This is a genomic window from Herbaspirillum sp. C7C2 (genome assembly GCF_022627865.1).
GTDB lineage: Bacteria > Pseudomonadota > Gammaproteobacteria > Burkholderiales > Burkholderiaceae_D > Herbaspirillum > Herbaspirillum frisingense.
This window is the reverse complement of sequence record NZ_JABXGI010000057.1, coordinates 1-437: the sequence shown is the minus strand read 5'-3', so window position 1 is coordinate 437 and position 437 is coordinate 1. Positions and strand designations below refer to the sequence as shown.

Annotated in this window: 1 protein-coding gene; it reads left to right on the top strand. The window is 61.1% G+C overall.

Translation table 11 applies throughout. The features are described from left to right. On the top strand, window positions 1-437 hold a 437-nt coding region (locus HWE04_RS24210; protein ID WP_241813927.1), incomplete at both ends, for a GTP-binding protein.

Below are 437 nucleotides of genomic sequence, written 5' to 3'. Positions count from 1 at the left end.
CACGTTGACTGCCCAGGCCACGCCGACTATGTGAAGAACATGATCACCGGCGCTGCGCAGATGGACGGCGCGATTCTGGTGTGCTCGGCCGCTGACGGCCCGATGCCCCAGACCCGTGAACACATCCTGCTGTCCCGTCAGGTCGGCGTTCCTTACATCATCGTCTTCCTGAACAAGGCTGACATGGTGGATGACGAAGAGCTGCTGGAACTGGTGGAAATGGAAGTCCGTGAACTGCTGTCGAAGTACGAGTTCCCTGGCGACGACCTGCCCATCGTGAAGGGTTCGGCCAAGCTGGCGCTGGAAGGCGACACCGGTCCCCTGGGCGAGCAAGCGATCATGGCCCTGGCTGAAGCGCTGGACACCTACATCCCGACCCCGGAACGTGCTGTTGACGGTACCTTCCTGATGCCGGTGGAAGACGTGTTCTCGATCTC